The sequence below is a fragment of the Lactobacillus sp. ESL0261 genome (genome assembly GCF_003693025.1).
Classification (GTDB): domain Bacteria; phylum Bacillota; class Bacilli; order Lactobacillales; family Lactobacillaceae; genus Lactobacillus; species Lactobacillus kullabergensis.
This window is the reverse complement of record NZ_REHN01000013.1, coordinates 1-18,969: the sequence shown is the minus strand read 5'-3', so window position 1 is coordinate 18,969 and position 18,969 is coordinate 1. Positions and strand designations below refer to the sequence as shown.

Below are 18,969 nucleotides of genomic sequence, written 5' to 3'. Positions count from 1 at the left end.
GACAGGACTACCAACCCTTGAGGTAAGATAGGGCATATCTAGCGTGAGGTGAAACTCAATACGTGAAAAGAAGGATTTTTAATCCTTCTTTTTTGATATTTATTGTATTAAAAAAGACACATTACTTTGAATGGAGCCAATGTGACTTTTCATTGTTTTATTAATTTTTGAAAATTAAAGAGCCACAAAATCTACTAGTTTTTCTTTAATTAATATTTGATAAGCATAATATTCAGGTCCAATGTGTTGCACAATGGGGTCACTCACTTCAAGCTTATCAATATATTTCTTCATAATTCGCTGGGCTTGGTCTTCACTTATGCCTTTACTCACAGCAAATGCGATCATTTGCTTAAGGAAAATATCTCTATTCATTGTACTCGCACCTCACTATCTTAATTCGATCAACTGTTATCTGTTTACATAAGTTTTCGCTAATTATAGCTGGTTAGTCATATTTCTTATTATAAAAATAAAATGATTCTAACTCAAATCAAGTTATGAATTAACTTTAACTAAAAATAGCACCTGTAAAATTAATTCACAGGTGCTATTTTATATTATTCAAATTCTTTATTCTTTAGATTGGAATAGTCGCGCGGTGCAACTCTCTTAATATGCAGGTTATGTCTTGGTTTACCTAAAATGAGTGGTACTTCCTCGACTACAGTGTCAGTGTATTCCAACCCAAACCATGAAGCTGGATTAGAAGACAGGTTTTGTAACCAAACTCGTGCCTTTAACATAACTTTTTCAAAGCCTTTAAGTCGGGTTAAAGGACTGACAACTTCATTAACAATTACAAATGAGAAGTCGCCCACCTTACGACCGGGAGTTGTAGTGTACTCCTGAGGCTGTGCTTCGATAGTACCATCTTTAATTAAATCATGGACTATTTGGCGCAGATAAACGTTAACGCTGGTTTGTTTCTTGAACCCAAGATATAGCTGAACGTTAATGACATTCTTAGTACCAAAAGTATTAACAGCGTATCTGGCTGTGAAAGGTTCATTCGTAATATTGACAGTTACAAACCAGTATGCCTGAGCACGTTTAGGTCTTTTATCCAAGATGGAGTACATAATTTCACGTTTGATAAATTTATTGTATTTAACTTTAGCCATGTAAACTAAGTTAGTGGCGTAAGTGGGATAATCATCATCATGGCTTAGATCCGTCAGCATATCAGTGTATTCGTCCAAACGGACATAGGTATGAGCACCTTCATGCTTGTCACGAACTTTATTGCCAAAGTACCAGATGAACATAATGACGCCAATGAAACCGGCAATTAAAACGGTGACGTAGCCACCATGCATAAACTTGGTCAAACTGGAAATCAAGAACATGCCTTCAATAAAGCCAAAGGCTATTAAAAAGCAAAGGCGTAAAATTAATGGGTGATGCTTTGAACCTAAGTATTCAAAGAGCAGCAGGGTAGTCATTAACATTGTGACTGTGATTGACAGACCATAAGCTGCTTCCATATGTTCTGAAGTCCGGAAGAAAATTACGATAGCGATAGTTGCCACGCAAATCATTTTGTTTACGGAAGGAATGTAAATTTGTCCATGCTTAGTAGTAGGATAATTAATATTCATCCGTGGTAAAAATTTCAGACCACTAGCTTCAGATACTAATGTAAATGAACCGGTAATCAGTGCCTGAGATGCAATAATTGCGGCAACCGTAGCCAAAATGATGGCAAAAAGTCGTAAATCTCCTGGTACAGCTTCAAAGAATGGATTCAGTTCGCCACCATTTGTCTGGTAATGTGGATTTTGCAGAATCCAAACTCCCTGACCAAGATAATTTAAAGACAGGCAGAGAAAAACATAAGGCCATGATCCGCGAATGTTTTCTTTACCAACATGACCGACATCAGAATATAGTGCTTCTGCACCGGTAGTGGCCAGAAAGATTGAACCTAAAATGAAGATGCCGGCTTTATTAGATGGACTAAAAAGAACTTTAATAGCCCAAACGGGATTCAGTGCTTCTAAAATTGACCAGTCATTAGCCATATTATAGATACCGATAATGCCTAAAAATGTAAACCAGACAAACATTATAGGGCCAAATGCTTTACCAATGCTACTGGTGCCTAGCATTTGAATTGAAAATAGTACCAGCAGGATAGCGATCGTAATAATGATGACGGCATTCTGATTAGGAACGGGAACGTGGGAACCAAAGTGCATGTTCTTCAGTCCCTCGATCGAAGTCGTGACTGTCACAGCTGGAGTCAATGTCCCATCAGCTAATAGGGCTGCTCCACCAATCAGTGCCGGCATAACAAGCCATTTGGCTCGCTTACGTACCAAAGCATATAATGCAAAAATACCACCTTCACCACGGTTGGTAGCTCTGAGCGCAATCATGACGTATTTAACGGTGGTTAGCAGTGTTACTGTCCAAAAAATGAGCGAAATTGATCCTAAAATCAGTTCACGATCAACATTGGCAATGCCACCGTTGCCTGTAACGATTGACTTCATTACATAGAGCGGACTAGTTCCGATATCACCATAAACGATACCGATGGTAATTAATAGACCGGCAGCTGAAATCCGCTTCGTCTTTTTATCCATAGTAATTATGTACTCCCATAGACAATATTGAAATATTCATTCTTAAGTAAAAAAGAATGTCAGTGTGGCATTCTCATTCAAGTATCTATTTTGTTCTTTTTTTTGCTTTAGTACAAGTAAATTATGATAAAGAAGTTGAAATTTTATTGCGACGTTCTTCGTACCAGTTATCCCAATCTTTATATGTTGTCATTTTTTCTGCATCAACACCATCTTTAGCAGCAATTTCGTCAATCATGCTTTGGAAATTCTGAGCATGGTATTGCAAAACATGCTTAACTAATTCTTTGCGAGTGAATTTAATGTTATTAAGCAGATAGTGGTTGATGTCAACCATGTTGGAATTGGTATCATATAAGTTCATGATTTCCAAATCGCGTTGGTTAAACTGAGCAATGTAAAAGTCAGCGAAAACTTTAAGGTAATCCGGTTGCTCTGCAAACTCTTCTTCTGGCATGGTTGTCCATTCAGCGTCAGGCATCACAACCTTGATTTCTTCTTCTTTATCCTTTTTTTCTTGTTCTTTTTCGTTATCTTTTTCTTTGCTATTATTTTCTTTTTCAGTCAAAGCAGACACTCCTTTAATAAAAATAGGAAACGTGAAAGTCAATAGTCATTTTACAGAGTTTAGACTATAAAAGCAACTATTGGAGCAATTTAACCTCTATATATGGTAGTTTTTAACAATATTAATAAAATTATAGCATTTTGCACAACTGCAATAAAATAGATAAACCGGTTAAATAAAAACCGTCCCATGTAACGATCAGGACGGTTCAGCATATTAAGTTTAGCCTATTACTGTTTGTCACGGCTTAAGATAGTTTTGAATATCTTGTTTGGTAATTTTGCTTGGTTTAGTTCGACCAGACTTTCTGTATAGATCGATCAAATCCTGCGGACTCCAAGAGATTGAATCATAGCCAAACTTGCCTACACGTTTACGCAGTTGTGCTATTTGCTTATTAGTAACTGTTTTACCATGTACCTTGTGGTTGCCCATGGAACCTTCACCGGTTTTACCAGCATTGCCAGTATCTGGTCCTTTACCTGAAATTGAATTGTAGCTTTGACTTGAAGAGCCATTATTATTTTCTTTAGCAGCTTTTTGGTTATCTTTGAGACCTTTTTCTGCTTTTGTCTTGTACTGACTGTAATATTGTTCATCAATATAAGGCAGGTCCAGCACTTTTTGGTATTGGTCAGCTGCTTTAAGATATTGCTTAGCTAATTCCGCTTGGGATGCAGCGAGGAAGATTGGTTGAATTTCATGTTCATAATTATCTTGAACATCTTCGATAGTAGTCTTTAGTTTTTTACCTTGTTTTACTAGAACTGCATAGCCGTTTTTTCTTTGAATTACATTGGCAGTTTCATTTAACGCATCATTATACTTGCCTTTTTTAGTTGCGTTAATTGCGGAAATCATATTGTCCGACTGGTTTTTATAAGCTTTAGCCTGGTCAGTCTTCTTGATACTGAAAGCTTTGGCAAATGCAGAGCTTGCTTCTGAATAGTCCTTATCAGCAACCGCATTTTTACCAGTAGTCATAGCACTATTATAGGAAGCTTCAACTTTATCATTATTGGATTTTTGTGTTGCGTAAAAAACGCCACCACCAATAGCGATAATTACTACTGCTACAATCGTACCAATTGTCGTTTTTTTCATAATAGGAATTTATCCTCCTTACTAATACTTAGTTTAATTATAGATGGTTTAAGCAGATTTGACTACTCAATGGTGTTTTTTCACCTTTACGTGACCATTTTTTAAGAAAAAATGTTACATTTTGCCGCCCATTTTCGTTAGTAATAGTGTAAGACATCTGGCGCGCGGGTTGATTACACTATTAAGAAAAGGAAGAAAAAATAATATGAATTTTGCATTATTAGAACAATCAGTCCAATACACATTTTTAAATTCTAAATACAGCAAAGACGGTACTAAATCACGAATTTTAAAGAACGTTAGAGAAGGAGCAACAGCTGGCAATTTGGCTAAAGTGGGTGCAGCTTTAGCACAGCTTCAAGGTGATGATCTGGGTGCAGCGACTTTAATTCAAAGACAGGGTATCCCTATTGGTGATGAATAATAAAATTTCGCAACTAAAAATGATTAAGACAGGAGCAAATAATATGGTAACTAAGACCAAAACTTTACAATTAGTATTTCTAAACGGTGCAAACAAAAAAGTTAATTTGTCTTTACCAGATGCTGCCGCTAATTTGGCAGGCACAGAGGTAAAGAAAGCAATGGAAACAATAGCAAATGCAAAAGCATTTGCACAAGAAGGAGTGGATCTGTATAAAACTCCACAATCTGCTTCATATGTTGAACGAACTGTTACTAGTTTGTTCGATAATACTCAGGGTCAGTCAATGTAACCTGCAGCTTTTGGAGACAATTAAAGAAACAATAATTAAAATCAAACAATTTTTGCGGTAAAAATAATTATTAAAGATAGGAAATCACGTCAAGGCAAGTTTGGCGTGATTTTTACTTTATTCCAAATTATTTTGTTATTATTTTGTAAAATTTAATAGAAAATAAAATAACTTTATTAACTTTGTTAGCGGCAAAAAACATTGAATGTAGTGCTGTTGAGGGTTTTATTATTTTTTGAAAAGTAAAAAATAAGCTGTAAAGCTGTAAGCGTTTGTTACAAAAGTATGTTAAATAACTACATGTCTTGCAATTTGAGCAAAAGGTAGGTACAATAAGAAATGTGGTAAGTAATAGCTATGCTTCAGGTTCGAATGCCTGTACGCATGCGCGTTCTTCAGCTCGAAAGCTACCTCATAAGAGTTATAAACTTATGAATTCGGCTTGAAGGGTGTTGTAACAATGTAGGCTCATCACGACTGAACCTATAGCCTATTACTATTTTGTATATACACAAGGAGGAAAGACCACATGAAGAAAAATTTAAGAATTGTTAGTGCTGCTGCAGCTGCTTTATTAGCTGTTGCTCCAGTTGCTGCAACCGGTGTATCAACAGTATTTGCTGATAGTAATGTTACTGTTGTAGGTGGTACTACAAATAATAGTGCTACAACTGCAAAGTTTACTTTAACTGTAAATAATGCAATGAGCTTAGTAGATGGAGATCCAGCTTCTAAGTTGACAGTTTCACTTGCAAACCCAACTTTGCCAACTGGTGCTTCTGTATCTACATCATCAGCTAAAGTTTATACTACAGGTCAAATATTAGGTATTAATGCAGATGGTAATGTAAAGTGGAGCGCTAGTGATGCTGAAAGTAAGAACGCAGGTAATCTTAATAGGAGTACAGTTTATCAAACACTTGTATATGTAACTCTTACAAACTTGAAGGCTGACACTAAATATACATTTAACAACACATTTGAGCCTACTACTAGTTTCACGAGGACCGCTGATAAGTCTGGTGTCATTTCAAATGTACCTGTAGTTAGTGCACCATTTTCATTAGCTAACACAACACTCACTGGAGCACCTTATGTAAAGGATGCTACTAAGGGCACTGCTGTTGACTCAGGCTCTGTTGACATCTCTTCACAAAGTTACAGCGTTAAAGGTGTTACTCAAGCTATTGAGAACAAGTATCAAGTTGGTGTTACTACTACTAATGGTACTACCCCAGCTACTGGTCACTGGACTGGTGTAATGGATGATGTTCGCGCTGCTTTAAAGGCTGCTGGTGTAACAACTAAGAATGATCCAGATGAAAGCTTTGACAAGCCTGCAGCTGCTTTCCCTGTTACATTACATTACTTTGCAACTAATGGTAAGACAGGTACTTTCTTGGTAACTGTAAATCCTAATCCAACTGAGGGTGATGCTACATTCCCAGCTATGACGCTTGCTGGCTTCAATAATGGCAATGCGTTCACTGGTACTAAGAACATTGATGCTCTTCCAGAAAATGTTTCATTTAACTATGTTTCAGTTAATGGTGTTGTAGACACTGATGCAATTGCTAAAGCTTTTGCTACTACAGTAAGTACTACTGATAAAACACCATTAACACCTAAGGTTGATGTTTCTAAGGTTAACACTAAAGTTGCTGGTAAATATCCAGTTACTGTAAGTGCAACTAATGCTGAAGGTAAAACTACTAAGGCTGTCTTCTTCCTAACTGTTGGTGCTAAGGGTGCTACTTACAAGACTGTTCAATCAGACGGTGATGTACCAGTTTATAAGATTGAAGGTAATGTTGTAACTGACTCAAAGACTACTGTTAAGAATGGTGACACAATTGCTGTCTTTGGTGACCCAATCAAGGTTGGCGAGAAGTCATACACTCGTATTAACAGTGCTGACTCAAACCTTTATGTAGAGAGCAAGTATGTTGATGGTTCTTACCAACCAGCAGCAAAAGAAACTAAGAAGATTATGCACAACGCATACATCTACGACAAGGATCACAAGCGTGTTGGTACTAAGACATTAGCTGCTTACTCTACAGTTGATGTATTTGGCAAAGCAACTAAGCTTGCTGATGGTAGCTTAGTTTACAGCATTGGTGACAACCAATACGTAATGGCTGACAACATTGATGGTACTTCACGTACATTAAGCCACAACGCTTATGTATATAAGACCAGCAAGAAGCGTGCTAACAGAAAAGTATTGAAGGCTGGCTCACAAGTTACTACTTTTGGTTCACCTTACACATTCAAGAATGGTAAGGCTTACTACAGAATTGGCGGACCTGCTAAGCAATACGTTAAGGTTGCAAACTTTGCTAAATAATTAGTCTTACAGCTAATTTAGAAACAGGAGCGATTATATCGCTCTTGTTTTTTTGTGCTTTTAAATTATGTTTACCTGTGATTGAGCTATGCAAGCGATAACATTTCCAGTATAATAGTATTCGTCTACTTTAATTAAAGGAGAGGAATGAATTGTCCAAAAAAGAAAGTGATATCTGGAACCTGCCTAGTGGACATAAATATCGTTTTTGGTCGCAAAAGCTTTTGCGTCAAAGAATTGGGATAGATCGAGAAATAGATAAATACTTGATTGAAGATAAATTTTATTGTGTAAATCCTGCAACTATTGCTTTATACCAATTTCAGAAGCAGCCCCTTTTAGGCAAGTACAAAAGCGTAATTTTTGACTGTGATCAAGGGATTGTTTTAAGTTGTCGCAGCACTCAAGCGCATCTAACATCTTTTGCTCAGAATTGCCTGTTGGCAGGCCTGGAATTTCAAAGAGAATTTGCGCGTAAGATTAATTTAGTTGGTCACAACGTGATTGCCACAGGACGCTTAGCTTATTTTTCCTTGCGTAGCTACAATACTGGTAATATTGACTGGATTGCTTTGCATAATATGGCAAGTTTTGAGTCACTGCGAAATAATGTAACTGCTTTTGAATCCGTGACAGTTAATCGCTTTAGCTATATTTTCACGTATGATAACTGCAGTCGTCATATTCCCCGCAAAGTTAGCGATAGTTTATTTTTTAATCACGCACTTTACCTTCTGGGTACAGTACATTTAAAAAGTAATTTAGGCTGGCGGGTCAAAAGTTCTGTAGGAGATTCTCTTATTGACCAGTCTTCTTACTTTCATCCGCACCAATCTCTTGAAGAAATATCATTAAAAAAAGTAATGACCGAATTATTAGATAAAAAGCATGCTCGGTATGGCAATTTATTAGCTGATTATTATGAATTACCGTTAATTTCTGATGCTCACAAGTCTGCTTATTTAAACAGTAAACGACCAGATACTCTTTTTTAAGAAAATGCACGATCTTTATGAAGTTCGTGTATTTTTTTGCTCTTTTTTCACCCGTAGATTTATTGTAATTATGATATATGAGACAAGCCTAAGGAAACTAAAAGCAAAAGTTAAACGTTTATTAATCTAAAGGCTAAAAGCTTAATATTATGTTTTTTAAATTTTAAGCAAAATTGCTAATCTATAAGAGCACAAGCGCTTGTGACATATTTGAAACAGAGGAATGTCACAAATGAAGATTAGTAGAGAAGCATTTATAACTGCATGGCAGAATCAGAAATTAGTCAGAGGCGCATTGAAGTACGCCCACGTCAGAATGGACTATACTAATTACGAAGACTTTTTGCAGGAAGGTATAATAATTTACGCAGAAATGTTAACGAGGTTAGCAGGCAGAACAAGAACTGAAGTTGATCGGCTTAGTTTTCGCAAAATTATCTGGCATACTTTGGACTTATTGCGTAAGCAAAAGCGAATAACTGAGCAAGAAATTGGTTTTGACTGTACTGAACAGGTAGGATTGCTCGATAACTGGAATAATCATTTCGCACTTGAAAAAGAGCTAGCGCAAATGACGCAGACAGAACTTATATTGTTCTTTGAACATTTGCTGGATGGACAGACAATCAGTGCTTTAGCTGAAAAGACAGGTATTAATCGAGTACAACTTCAAAGATCAAAACGAGATCTTTTGTATCATTTACGGGAAGTCTTAGACAAATAAATTACTATTTGTAATATTAAAACTGACAATATTACTTTTTGACTACAAATAAGCGGATTCTATTGTTAATACTTTAATTGCTCGATACAATAAAGATGTCGGTTAAGGAGGAAATTTTATTTATGAAGAAAAAACTAATCACTGGTTTTTCAGCAGCGGTGCTTGGTGCATCGCTCTTGATGCCGGTTACCAACAACTTAATTGCCACTTCTCCAGCAAAAGCTGAGACAGTATCTGCAACTAATGCAGATGAAACAACATTTTTAAATACTGCTGTTAAGCAGGCGCAAAAAGTTTCTAAAAAATATGGCTTATACCCTTCAGTTATGATTGCACAGGCAATTGTGGAATCTAACTGGGGCAAATCAGGTTTGGCCGTTAATGCCAATAATTTATTCGGAATGAAGGCTGATGATAGCTGGCAAGGAGCAACCTATTCTTCTAAAACACGTGAAGAAGACAAAAATGGCAAGAGCTACTACGTTACAGCTAAGTTTAGAAAATACGATACCTACCAGGATTCATTTGATGATAATGGTAAAAAACTTCGTTTAGGTGTTACCTGGCAGCCAGAGCGCTACAAAGGAGCATGGCTCGAAAATGCTGCTTCGTATGCAGATGCCACCAAGGCTCTAACTGGTACATACGCTACTGCTAATAATTACAACACTATTTTAAACACCAGAATAACCACCTCGAACTTAACGCAATACGATCCTAAGATTTCGAACACCAGTAAATCTTATGTTGTTAAAAAAGCAGGTGCCACTTATGCTTGGCCAACTGACCACTCAGTATCTGCCAAAACCGATTCAGTTGCTAAAGGCGATGCAGTTACAATAACTAAGACCATTACTTTTTATAATGGTAAAAAGCGCTTGTACATTGCCGGTAAGGGCTGGGTTAACGATACTATTTTAAATATGGGCAGTGCTCTTCCACCGGCTTCTCAAGCTCCAAAGGGTGAGAAAAAAGTTAACAAGACTTTGATGCATAACGCTTATGTTTATAATTCCAAAGGCAAACGAGTAAAAAAAGTTAAGGCAATTAAAGTAGGCAACACCGGCAAGGTGATTGCTACCTATGGCACTAAAACTATTAACGGTAAAAAGTATTATCGCATTGGTGAAAATCAGTACATTGCCAGTGGCAATATTGACGGCACTATGAGACTTCTCAAGAAAAATGCTTTTGTTTACAACGACTATGGCAATCGTGACAATAAAAAGGTGTTAAAGAAGGGTCAATCCATTGCAACCTACGGTGGAGCAATTTCAATATACGGACTTAAATATTATCGGGTAGGCATTCACCAGTATGTTAAGAAAGGCAATTTTTAGACAAAGGTAATTTCTCACAAACGGAATAAGGAATGAAAAATTAGATGAAGATAAAGAAACTAATAACTACTGTTGCTATCGGAGTAGGTTTAGTTGCACCTATTTTTAACGTTAGTCAGTCTCAGGCGGTAGAGGCTGCCTCTATTAACTCGATTGCTAAACAAAACAGCTATGTTGACGTTACTTTTTTATATAAAATGCTCCAGACACAGAACATTAAGTATAACAAATTTTACGCTCATGGCAATAAGATTAAGTACAGAAAAGGAAAGCCGGAAGGTATTGTAATTCACGAAACTGCAACTCCCGGGGCATCCGCTTATAATGAAGCCATTTACTTCAACCGTGAATGGAAAAATATGTACTCTTATGTCCACGCTTTTGTTGATCACAAGCAGGTTATCCAGATGATGACTCCAGGATATGGTGTCTGGGGTGCTGGAGCAATAGCCAACAACCGCTTTATTCAAATTGAACTTTGTCAAGAAACTACCAGAAATAAATTTGCCAAAAGTGTCAATAACGATGCCATTTATGCGGCAAAGTTGTTGCACCGCTATAACATCAAGCCCTCTAATGCCTCTAATACTGGTAAAGGGACAATCTGGTCCCATCATGCTGTATCGCGCTTTTTAGGAGGTACTAATCATACCGATCCTGACGGCTACTTCAAAAAATGGGGTTATTCGATGAATGACTTTTACTCACTTTTGAAGTACTATTACGATTTGCAGGCAGCAGAAACCGTAACTTCTACCACTCCTGATGACAGCACAGTTACCGACGATTCATCAAATCCAGCAAATGCAACTGACCCAACTGAATCAACGAATACTCCTGCAACAGGTTCTGATCCTGTTTCTCAAGCGCCTACTGGTAAGAAAACTTTGATGCATGATGCTTATACATATGATGCTCAAGGTAAACGTACTAATGCGGCATTAAAAACTGCGGGAACAGTTGTAACCGTGGCACAAGAAAAGATGATAAATGGTAAAAAATATTTGCAAATTGGTAAAAATGAATACGTTGTAGCCAGTAACATCGTTGGTTCTAAGCGTGTATTAACTCATAATGCCTATATTTACGATACTACCGGAATTCGTATTGGCACTACCAAGCTTTTGCAGGGCAAATCCGTTCGGACATATGGTGGTCGTGTTAATATTAATGGTAATAAGTACTATTCAATTGATACTGATCGCTTTGTTAAAGCAGCCAATTTTTAATTAAAGAAACAGGTCATGATAATTATCGTGGCCTGTTTTTATGTGCAGCAGAATTTTAATTAATTGATTTTTGAAAGCTATGAATACTTGCTACCCTTTTTATTTTCTCTGCTCGTCAATATTTTGTATAATCGACTAAGAATAAATGAGGAGGTAATCCTGGTGGCACAGTTGTCTTTATTCCTAGTTGTTTTGTTTGCCTTAATTGTTCCTATTTTAATGGCACGATTAAAGGTAAATGCTGTTCCTACAGCCGTTGCAGAAATTATCATTGGTATTATTCTTGGTGCAAGTGGTTTTAATATTGTACAGCCAACGCATGACCTCGCTTTTTTATCAAATTTGGGCGTCATTTTGCTATTATTTTTGTCAGGGATGGAAATCAACTTTGATTTGTTGAAACCAAAGCATAAGCAAGAAAAAAAGTCGGATCAGATATCTCCCTTTAAAATTGCTTTAGAAGCATTTTTAGGTGTGGCTCTTTTATCTGTTTGCCTGGCATTAGTTTTAAAATGGTTTGGCTTATTTGGCGATACGATGCTTGCAACCATTATTTTCATGACTATTGCACTGGGAGTAGTAATTGCGACCTTAAAAGAAAAAGACATTTTAAATAGACCGATAGGTCAGACGATTTTATTAACTGCGGTTTTGGGAGAAGTAATTCCATTAATGCTGCTGACGGTTTATGCTGCGATTAATGGTGGCAATACCAGACAATTGTGGCTCATTATTTTGCTTTTTGGTGTAGCTATTTTACTGTTGTGGCACTTTAAGCAGCCTTATTTGTGGTTTGTTAAAGTGACCAAGTCAACTACGCAGTTAGATGTTCGGTTAGCCTTTTTCTTAATTTTTGCTTTAGTAACAGTTGCTGAAAGAGTCGGAGTAGAAAATATTTTGGGAGCATTTTTAGCCGGTATTGTCATGAAGTTGCTGGAGCCTAGTCAGGAAACTGCTGATAAGTTAACTTCAATTGGCTATGGTTTTTTTATTCCTATTTTCTTCATTATGACGGGAGTTAAACTCAATTTAAAATCACTTTTGGCACATCCCAACTCTTTGATTTTGTTACCAATATTAGTTCTGTTTTTATTTCTGGCAAAATTGCCTGTTGCGTTAGTTTATGCCAGAAAGTTTGGTTTCAGAAATGGTTTTGCGGGTGGCTTTTTGACCGCAACCACGATCACCATTGTTTTGCCAACTTTAGCGGTAGCCAGAAAACTAAATGTTATTACGCGCTTGCAATCTGATGTTTTTATTCTGGCCGCTGTGATAGTTTGCATTTTTTGTCCGATACTTTTTAATGCAATATTTAAGTTAAAAGCAGAGGATCGTATCAAGGAAAAAGTGGTAATTATAGGCACTAATGCTTTAACAGTTCCAGTCATGCTTGATTTGCATGATAATTGGTATTCAGTTCAAATGTATACTACCAGTAGTGAACACTATAATATTTATAAGAGCCGTGTTCCAGATTTAAAATTATTACCTAAGCTGGATGAAGAAAATTTGAGACAATCTGACGCTTTTGCCGGAAATATTTTTGTTGCAGCTATGAGATCTGATGAAATCAACTTACGATTGGGGCAATTGGCAAAAGCTAAGGGCAATTTCAAACGGATTATTATTTGTCAAAAGCGTGCTGACATTGCCAAGGTTGAGCAATTGCGCAGCAGTGGCATGGAAGTTTTTGATTTAAGCAATGTTACTTCATCATTGCTGCGAGCACTGATAGAATCGCCCGCTGTTTATAATGTGATGAGCGATACCAAAAATGCTGTCTATTCTGTTGTTGTCCGCAATAGGCAGTATTCAGGTCGTCAATTGATGGATTGGGATATAGCAAGTGATATTACAGTCAGCCGCATTCGTCGTGGACAAGAATGGCTGGTTCCACATGGGCATACAGTTATTGAAATGGGAGACGAATTGATATTTACTTCTAAATATCAGGTTGCTGACCGTATTCGCAGGGTTGTAGGCAATAAGTAATTTTGTTAATTAAAAAAGCAGTTTGCCGATATGACACTTTATTAGAATTTAACTAAGGACTAACTTTCTTACGATAGGAGTTAGTCCTTTTTGTGTGTCACATTTTGATAAATTGTAAAAGTATAGGAGATAATTTGATATTATTAAAAAGCAGACCGTTTAATTGCAATATACAAAATGTTTGCTGTAAAAATAGCAAAAATTAGAAAAATTTTTCCGAGCGTATATGACAAAAAATAATAATTTATTAAAACTATAGTCTTTTTTTTGGGTGTTTATAGTGCTAAAATTAATCCTATGTAACTCAGTAAGAGTTATAGCGTTCTTAAGTCTGTTTAGCTAGGGGCGTCGAATTTGTCAATGAAAAAGGAAGGCTCAAAAAAATGAGTAAAAATAGTTTTTATAAGAAAATGATAGTTTCAGTAGCTGGTGCATCATTATTAGCTGTTGGTGTTAATCAGTTACCAACCAACGCTTTAAGTAGTGCCCCAACTGAAGTTAGTGCAGCTAAGAAGGCCGCTAAGACCAAGAAAGTCGGTGCTAATTCTGCTGTTTACAAGTTAAAGGGCAAGAAATTAGTTAAGACTAAGAAGACACTTAAGGTTGGTCAAAAAGTAACTGTTCTTGGCAAAAAGACTGTTAAGGGCAAGGTTTACTACAAAGTTGGCAAGAACCAATATGTCAAGGCTGTTAATGTTACTGGTAAGGCCGCTAAAGTAGCTAAGAACACTGTTTTGGTTACCAGAAGTGGCAAAGCTTTGAAGAACGGTAAAGTTCGTAAGGGTCAAAAAGTAACTGTATTTGGTGCAGCTGTTACCATTAAGGGCAAGAAGTACTACTCAACTTTAGCAGGATACATTAAAGTAAGTGCTTTAGCTAAGAAGAAGACTTCAACACCAACTTCAACCCCATCAACTAGTTCAACTGGTTCAAACAGCTCTAACGGCTCAACTAGTTCAACTGGCTCAAACGGTTCTAACGGCAGTTCAGCAGGCTCAACTAGTTCAACTGGTTCCAACGGTTCAACTAGCTCAAACGGTTCAGCTGGTTCCAACAGTTCAACAGGCTCCAACGGATCAACTGGCTCAGCTAGTTCAAACGGCTCAAACGGCAGCTCAACAGGCTCCAACAGTTCATCTGGCTCGGCTAGCTCAAACGGTAATTCATCTAGCTCAGCTAGCTCAACCCCTTCAAAGTAATGAGTAATCATTAATTTGCTTTTTATATTAAATTATTGAGTAAATTTAATATAAAAGATAAAGAGGTCTTTGATTTTGTTAAAAAAACTTGCTTTTACAGGTTTTTTCAAAATTCTCTGACCTCTTTTTTGATACAAAAAAACGCAACTTTCTTAACTTCAAGAATTGATTGCGTTTTTAGTCAATAATATTAATTATTAGAAACAGACTGCTTTGCTTTGGCTAATACATCCATGACAGCTATGCTATGCTCGTATAAATCATTAGCTTTCTGTGTATCGTGGGTATCAATAATTTTCACAAAGTCCGTAAATTCACTTGCCATTCGGTGGTCAAACTCGTTAAAGTTGAACTCACTGTCATCACCGTTTCTGTGTTCAACCGTGAAATTTTTAATAACACCAGTTGAACCATCAAAGTAGATGGTTCCTTTTTCACCCTCAATAAATGATCTTGGAGTAGTATAGCTGTCTTTTGCGGCAATTAAAACTGCTTGTTTATCAGGATAAACTAAATTAAGTATGCCCGAAGTATCAACTTGTTTTTGCATTACTGGATAATATTGTACTTTTTCCGGCTTACCGAACAAACCAACTGCCAAGTGAATATTGTAAATGTTCAAATCTGTTAGGGTTCCACCATCTTTAGCAGGATCGAATACAGGAGCAATTTTGCCTTGCAAAAAATCATCATAGCGACTGGAATATTGCGTATAGTTTAAAGAAATAATGTGAATAGGTGCAATTTCAGCTAATTGCTGTTTAATCGCTTTGAAATTTGGCAAGTGAATATTTGTGATAGCTTCAACTATGATTAAATCCTTTTTGTCAGCTATTTCTTTAAGTTCTTCAGCTTGAGCAACAGTTTCTACATATGGTTTTTCACAAATAACATTTTTGCCTGCAAGAAGAGCTTCTTTTACGATTTCATAATGTAAAGAATTAGGTACGGCTACATAAACTGTGTCGACATTTTCATCATGACACAACTGCCCATTATCAGCAAATACCTCTTTAATGTTGTATTGCTTAGCTAAGTCTTTGGCAATAGGCTGACTACGTTTAGTAGTGGATATTGCTGCAAGTTCAAGGCCTTTAATTTTAGCAGCAGTCGTTAAAAAATCGTGAACAATTTTACCGCTGCCAATAATTCCTAATTTCATTTTTGGACCTCCGATTACTAATGAAAATATTTAAACAACTCTATAGTCATTTTATCTCATTAAGTAACCTAAAAGCACCATAATTATGATAGTTAAATATTTACTAAAAATAGTTGTTTTCATATAAAAACTTTTACTTTATTGCTCAAATTATTTTGCAGATGCTGGAGTGGCGTTTTTGACTTCATCTGGTAACTTCAAAGAGTCGGAATTACCAAAGCCAAAGATTCTAAAGTTGAATGAAGCTGGCATTTTTTTGTCGTAGTTCATTTTAAAAGAAGTAGCAGAGCTTGTTATTTTTTTATCTTTGATTTTAAAAGTAACATTACACTTGCTGAGTTTAACGTGCTTTTTGAACGACTTGAGATCTACCTTATAGTCTTTAAAAATTTTGTTCAGAAATTTACTTGCCTTAGTAATATTGACATTACTTTTGAGGGTATAAACTCCATCTTTATGACTAAGTTTGGCATTTTTGCTCAAATCAGTAGTGATGCTTTTAGCAAATTTCTTCAGATCGCTGCTATATTTTTTTATATCAGTTTTGGCAGTATCAGCGTCTGCAATAGGTGTATATTGCCATTTGCCATCTGCTTTGGTGTAGACACGTTTTGCGTCCATATCAATCCATTGCTCTACTGTTTCAGCGTGTTTGCCAGATTTTACTTTAGTAATGGCTTGAACTAGTTCAGGCTTGGTGGTAAAAGCACCATGAGAGTCGAAATTTATTTTTTGCTTACCACTTTTAATCTTTGTGCTGGTAGTATATTGGCCACTAGTTTGGTTGCTCTCTTTCTTTTTAACAATTGCAATAGCCTGCTTTTTTGATAATGCTGCATCAACTGTTTTTGCATGAGTTAGACCACCACCAACTAAAGTGGCAGACAATAACATAGCCGTCAAAAATTTCTTCAATTTCATAATTAATTTCTCCTATATTATTAAAAAATGATTTACAAATTGTTTTGAATAAAGAGAAAAAGTTTAACTCTGTGTTTTTTAATTATTTCGGTAGATTCTAGAGTGCATTTGACTTTGTCTTGATATGGTCTCAGACAAAGTCAACTAATGCAACAGATAATAATAAGCCAAAATAAATCTTTGAAGTCTAATTCTGAAAATCTCCTTCTCTTTGATAACTTTATTGTATATTAAAAAAATAAAATGTATATCTTTTTTTATTTTTTATTAATAAATTTAGTGAAACTAAAAAAATATAATAAGTTTGTTATTTTATCTTAGTACTTTCAGCTAATTTAGAAGTTGATTTTACTAAGGGCTTCTGCTACAATTACGTTAATCCGTGTCATTTAATATACCGCGGAAAATAAACACTAGTGAATACATAAAATTACTTTTAAAAACATAAAATATTTAAATAATCCTAGATTTAAGTATTTTTTAAGAGAAAGGAACATTTATGTATAAAAAAAGAATAGTTGCTTTTTTTCTAGGTATATTATTATTTTTATTCTATGGAAATGTAAATACTACATATGCAGATACAAATAGTAGTCCTTATATTATAGTTGATAAAGATAGTTTTAATGACTATTTTAATTTGAATGGATCTGCATCTTATGATCAAAATGCAGGTGTAGTAACTTTAACACCTGCCTCAAAAAATCAAGTAGGATCCTTTACTTTAAATAGTAAAATTGATCTAAATACCAGTTTTTCATTGTTAGGATACATTAACCTTGGGGAAAATCCTAATGGAGGAGACGGTTTGGGTTTTGCTTTTCATGCCGGTAACTCATCTGACCTTGGTAATGCAGGTGGCAATTTGGGAATTGCCGGCTTGCAAAATGCTATTGGCTTTAAGATAGATACTTTCCTTAATAAATTTGTGGCTCCAGAAAGTGATCTGAAAGGGTCAATGGTTAATCAAGCTGATTCTTTTGGCTTTGGCTTAAATCCAGATTCAGGCAACCCACCATATGGTGCGTTTGTTACCACGAGCAAAAAGCAGTTGAAATCCAAGAATGGAGTCCTTGTAGATAGATGGTGGGCTGAGGATGTGCCTGATAGTGCACAATCTCTTTCCAGTTCTGACATTGATGGTGAATTTCATAAATTTAATGTTAATTATGATGGTAGAAGCAGGCTTCTAACTATTAGTTTCACTCAAACAAACGATAATGTACTAAGGTGGACTAAACAGATAGATGATAGCTATTCTACAATGTCCCTCACAGTGACCGGATCAACCGGATCACTTATTAATGAACAACAATTTAAGATAACCAGTTTTTCATTTCAAGAAGCTGCTACTGTTGATGTAAAATATGTAGATACATTTGGTAAAACTTTGGCACAGGGAAAAGTAGATTATCCTTCAGGTGCTTATGTTAATGGCACATATAATACTGAAAAAATGGAAATCAAGGGATATACTTTCCAGAATATGGATGATGGAACTGTTACTGAAGAAAAAAGCCTGCCTGCTACAGGTACTTTGAAGAAAAATGGTAATAATGGAAGCATTATCTACGTATACAAAGCTAATAACTATCGCGTAAAGTTTGATCCCAATCAAGGTATCAACACAATGCCAGACCAACTTTTTACATATAATGTGGCTCAACTTTTAAATAAAAACATTTTTGTAAGAGATAACTTTGTTTTTAATAACTGGAATACTGCACCGGATGCTTCTGGAGTTACGTATACAGATGGTCAAAATGTCTTTAATTTAACAGATACTGCTAATGGCGTCATTACTTTATATGCACAATGGAAAAAGGCTAATTGTGCTGTAATAACCAAATACGTTGATGAGACAGGTAAAGAAATACATGATCCAGTCACTGAAACTGGTATAATTGGCACAAAATATGTGACAAAAAAGCTTGCTATTGAAGGTTATACATTAGATGAAAGTAAAATACCTGCTAATGCGACAGGAAAATATAGTGAAAACGATATAGTTGTAACCTATGTATACAAGAAGGACCCTCCTGCGCCAACTGTAGGTAAAGTGACAACCAAATACGTTG

16 protein-coding genes are annotated in these 18,969 nt (G+C 35.9%); 10 read left to right on the top strand and 6 right to left on the bottom strand.

Annotated features, from left to right (window positions below; translation table 11 throughout):
* Positions 1–174 precede the first annotated feature (174 nt).
* From F5ESL0261_RS08840 to F5ESL0261_RS08825, 4 genes are all read right to left on the bottom strand, one after another.
* Positions 175–375: a hypothetical protein gene (locus F5ESL0261_RS08840; RefSeq protein ID WP_122052946.1), complete on the bottom strand. Its 201-nt coding sequence runs from the start codon at positions 373–375 to the stop codon at positions 175–177.
* A gap of 185 nt (positions 376–560) precedes the next feature.
* Positions 561–2,591 (bottom strand): KUP/HAK/KT family potassium transporter, encoded by a 2,031-nt coding sequence (locus tag F5ESL0261_RS08835; protein ID WP_122052945.1) that lies wholly within the window; start codon positions 2,589–2,591, stop codon positions 561–563.
* Positions 2,592–2,712: 121 nt separating this feature from the next.
* Positions 2,713–3,159 carry a hypothetical protein gene (locus F5ESL0261_RS08830; RefSeq protein WP_122052944.1) on the bottom strand — a complete coding sequence of 149 codons (447 nt, stop codon included), beginning with the start codon at positions 3,157–3,159 and terminating at the stop codon, positions 2,713–2,715.
* A 240-nt stretch (positions 3,160–3,399) separates the two neighbouring features.
* Entirely contained in the window at positions 3,400–4,263 is an 864-nt protein-coding gene (locus F5ESL0261_RS08825) for a hypothetical protein (RefSeq protein WP_122052943.1), read from the bottom strand.
* A 205-nt stretch (positions 4,264–4,468) separates the two neighbouring features.
* On the opposite strand from F5ESL0261_RS08825, the gene F5ESL0261_RS08820 reads away from it, so the two are divergent.
* The 9 genes from F5ESL0261_RS08820 to F5ESL0261_RS08780 all read left to right on the top strand — a co-directional run bounded on the left by F5ESL0261_RS08820 (position 4,469) and on the right by F5ESL0261_RS08780 (position 14,808).
* A complete protein-coding gene (locus tag F5ESL0261_RS08820; RefSeq protein WP_109586781.1) occupies positions 4,469–4,687 on the top strand; it encodes a DUF1659 domain-containing protein in 219 nt (72 codons plus the stop codon).
* 43 nt (positions 4,688–4,730) lie between these two features.
* The gene (locus F5ESL0261_RS08815; RefSeq protein WP_109586780.1) at positions 4,731–4,979 is read left to right on the top strand and encodes a DUF2922 domain-containing protein; all 249 of its coding nucleotides are present in this window, start codon (positions 4,731–4,733) and stop codon (positions 4,977–4,979) included.
* Positions 4,980–5,508: 529 nt separating this feature from the next.
* Complete coding sequence (locus tag F5ESL0261_RS10140) at positions 5,509–7,329, top strand: SLAP domain-containing protein (RefSeq protein ID WP_158595212.1); 1,821 nt, start codon at positions 5,509–5,511, stop codon at positions 7,327–7,329.
* Positions 7,330–7,481: 152 nt separating this feature from the next.
* On the top strand, positions 7,482–8,324 hold the full coding sequence (locus F5ESL0261_RS08805; protein WP_122052942.1) for a hypothetical protein: 843 nt from the start codon (positions 7,482–7,484) through the stop codon (positions 8,322–8,324).
* Positions 8,325–8,556: 232 nt separating this feature from the next.
* Entirely contained in the window at positions 8,557–9,048 is a 492-nt protein-coding gene (locus tag F5ESL0261_RS08800; RefSeq protein ID WP_122052941.1) for a sigma-70 family RNA polymerase sigma factor, read from the top strand.
* Positions 9,049–9,170: 122 nt separating this feature from the next.
* The gene (locus F5ESL0261_RS08795) at positions 9,171–10,388 is read left to right on the top strand and encodes a glucosaminidase domain-containing protein (protein WP_122052940.1); all 1,218 of its coding nucleotides are present in this window, start codon (positions 9,171–9,173) and stop codon (positions 10,386–10,388) included.
* A 44-nt stretch (positions 10,389–10,432) separates the two neighbouring features.
* The gene (locus F5ESL0261_RS08790; protein WP_122052939.1) at positions 10,433–11,617 is read left to right on the top strand and encodes an SLAP domain-containing protein; all 1,185 of its coding nucleotides are present in this window, start codon (positions 10,433–10,435) and stop codon (positions 11,615–11,617) included.
* A 162-nt stretch (positions 11,618–11,779) separates the two neighbouring features.
* The gene (locus F5ESL0261_RS08785; protein ID WP_122052938.1) at positions 11,780–13,609 is read left to right on the top strand and encodes a cation:proton antiporter family protein; all 1,830 of its coding nucleotides are present in this window, start codon (positions 11,780–11,782) and stop codon (positions 13,607–13,609) included.
* A 383-nt stretch (positions 13,610–13,992) separates the two neighbouring features.
* Positions 13,993–14,808: an SLAP domain-containing protein gene (locus tag F5ESL0261_RS08780; protein WP_122052937.1), complete on the top strand. Its 816-nt coding sequence runs from the start codon at positions 13,993–13,995 to the stop codon at positions 14,806–14,808.
* A 190-nt stretch (positions 14,809–14,998) separates the two neighbouring features.
* Here the strand turns inward: F5ESL0261_RS08780 and F5ESL0261_RS08775 are convergent, their stop codons facing one another.
* Both F5ESL0261_RS08775 and F5ESL0261_RS08770 read right to left on the bottom strand, forming a co-directional pair.
* The gene (locus tag F5ESL0261_RS08775) at positions 14,999–15,970 is read right to left on the bottom strand and encodes a Gfo/Idh/MocA family protein (protein WP_122052936.1); all 972 of its coding nucleotides are present in this window, start codon (positions 15,968–15,970) and stop codon (positions 14,999–15,001) included.
* 150 nt (positions 15,971–16,120) lie between these two features.
* Positions 16,121–16,891 (bottom strand): hypothetical protein, encoded by a 771-nt coding sequence (locus F5ESL0261_RS08770; RefSeq protein ID WP_122052935.1) that lies wholly within the window; start codon positions 16,889–16,891, stop codon positions 16,121–16,123.
* Between the two features lie 499 nt (positions 16,892–17,390).
* On the opposite strand from F5ESL0261_RS08770, the gene F5ESL0261_RS08765 reads away from it, so the two are divergent.
* Positions 17,391–18,969, top strand: a 1,579-nt coding sequence (locus F5ESL0261_RS08765; RefSeq protein ID WP_199699951.1) for a MucBP domain-containing protein, incomplete at its 3' end; no start/stop codon positions are given.

Bases quoted from the DNA above. Each gene is read 5' to 3' on its own strand.
- F5ESL0261_RS08840 (WP_122052946.1), bottom strand. From the start codon at position 375: ATGAATAGAGATATTTTCCTTAAGCAAATGATCGCATTTGCTGTGAGT.
- F5ESL0261_RS08835 (WP_122052945.1), bottom strand. From the start codon at position 2,591: ATGGATAAAAAGACGAAGCGGATTTCAGCTGCCGGTCTATTAATTACC.
- F5ESL0261_RS08825 (WP_122052943.1), bottom strand. From the start codon at position 4,263: ATGAAAAAAACGACAATTGGTACGATTGTAGCAGTAGTAATTATCGCT.
- F5ESL0261_RS08820 (WP_109586781.1), top strand. From the start codon at position 4,469: ATGAATTTTGCATTATTAGAACAATCAGTCCAATACACATTTTTAAAT.
- F5ESL0261_RS08815 (WP_109586780.1), top strand. From the start codon at position 4,731: ATGGTAACTAAGACCAAAACTTTACAATTAGTATTTCTAAACGGTGCA.
- F5ESL0261_RS10140 (WP_158595212.1), top strand. From the start codon at position 5,509: ATGAAGAAAAATTTAAGAATTGTTAGTGCTGCTGCAGCTGCTTTATTA.
- F5ESL0261_RS08800 (WP_122052941.1), top strand. From the start codon at position 8,557: ATGAAGATTAGTAGAGAAGCATTTATAACTGCATGGCAGAATCAGAAA.
- F5ESL0261_RS08795 (WP_122052940.1), top strand. From the start codon at position 9,171: ATGAAGAAAAAACTAATCACTGGTTTTTCAGCAGCGGTGCTTGGTGCA.
- F5ESL0261_RS08790 (WP_122052939.1), top strand. From the start codon at position 10,433: ATGAAGATAAAGAAACTAATAACTACTGTTGCTATCGGAGTAGGTTTA.
- F5ESL0261_RS08780 (WP_122052937.1), top strand. From the start codon at position 13,993: ATGAGTAAAAATAGTTTTTATAAGAAAATGATAGTTTCAGTAGCTGGT.
- F5ESL0261_RS08775 (WP_122052936.1), bottom strand. From the start codon at position 15,970: ATGAAATTAGGAATTATTGGCAGCGGTAAAATTGTTCACGATTTTTTA.
- F5ESL0261_RS08770 (WP_122052935.1), bottom strand. From the start codon at position 16,891: ATGAAATTGAAGAAATTTTTGACGGCTATGTTATTGTCTGCCACTTTA.